Genomic DNA, 1,299 nt, shown 5'->3' on the forward strand with positions numbered 1-1,299 from the left:
ATAAAATGCTTGAAGATAACAAACGAAAAGCGCAAGTCGCTAACTTAATATCTCACGCAATAGCGCAAAATGAATTTGAGTTATTTTATCAGCTTAAAATGTCGAATACAGGCGAAGCTCAAGGCTTAGAAGCCTTAATAAGATGGCAAAGCAAAGAGCTAGGCTTTGTTTCTCCTGGTGAGTTTATACCTATAGCGGAACAAGCAGGTAAAATAAAAGCGATTACCCAATGGGTGATCACACAAGTATTTAAAGATGTGCAAATGCTAAAACAACTTATGGGGAATAATGTACTCGTCTCAATGAATCTTTCAAGCCATGACTTAAAAGATCATAACTTCATTCATACTGTAAAAAGTAAACTACTTGAACATAGCGTCGATATTTCAAATGTTCAGTTTGAAATAACAGAATCAAGCTATTTAGAAAATTTTGAAAACGCGAATCAATTTTTTAATCAAGTTAAAGTTATGGGAGGCTCAATTGCATTAGATGACTTTGGCACAGGTTACTCTTCATTGAGTTACCTTACTAAAATTGAAATTGATACATTAAAAATAGATCGAATGTTTGTAAATCAATATGCAAGCTCAGCAAAAGACACTGCAGTATTACAAGCAATACTCGATTTAGGCCAACGCCTTGGTTTAAAAATATGTAGCGAAGGAATTGAAACAACCGACCAAGCTAACTACCTAGTATCAAATGGTAGTGATGAAATGCAGGGCTATTACTTTGCAAAACCAGTGTGCATTGCACAACTACCACACGCAATTGAACGAGCGAAAATATTATTTAAAGAACTAACAATAACTTCAAAATAACTCAGTGCAATTGATTTTTTACTAAGCAAACGGCTTACTTTTAATTTAGTGCAATTATGGTGAGCTCTTTAGGTATAGTAATTCCTGCTGGAAGGTAAGCTACTGAGTCTTCAACGGTTAGTAAGTACTCTATAACCTCTTCTGTAGACTCAAATTCGACAGGGGGCTTGCTGCGCCCCGTGAATCGCATTTGGGCCCAATAAGCTTGTATTCTAGATTCAGTAAGACCTACCATCCTAGTGTTAAAATTTATTCTAAGCGGATTGCCGACAGATAGGTTAACTGCTTTAAATTGTCTGCTCATAGCTCCGCCCATATAAATATGGCGAATTTGTTGCTTACTAAAAGATAAGTTTTTATCTGTGGTATTTACTACAATAATGACGTTCGAGGGGTTTGTATTTTCTGCATAAACTGAAATGCTAAAACCAAATAGGCTACTAGCGACTACAAAGAGCATTATTATTTTTTTAAT

At 35.3% G+C, this 1,299-nt stretch carries 2 protein-coding genes; one reads left to right on the forward strand and one right to left on the reverse strand.

The annotated features are described in order from the left end of the window. Positions 1 to 824: EAL domain-containing protein (locus H5072_RS19715; protein ID WP_182694546.1), on the forward strand; the 824-nt coding region annotated here is incomplete at its 5' end. 40 nt (positions 825 to 864) lie between these two features. Here the strand turns inward: H5072_RS19715 and H5072_RS19720 are convergent. Then, positions 865 to 1,299: hypothetical protein (locus H5072_RS19720; protein ID WP_182694547.1), on the reverse strand; the 435-nt coding region annotated here is incomplete at its 5' end.

It is taken from the genome of Pseudoalteromonas sp. SR45-5 (assembly GCF_014163565.1).
Lineage (GTDB): Bacteria > Pseudomonadota > Gammaproteobacteria > Enterobacterales > Alteromonadaceae > Pseudoalteromonas > Pseudoalteromonas distincta.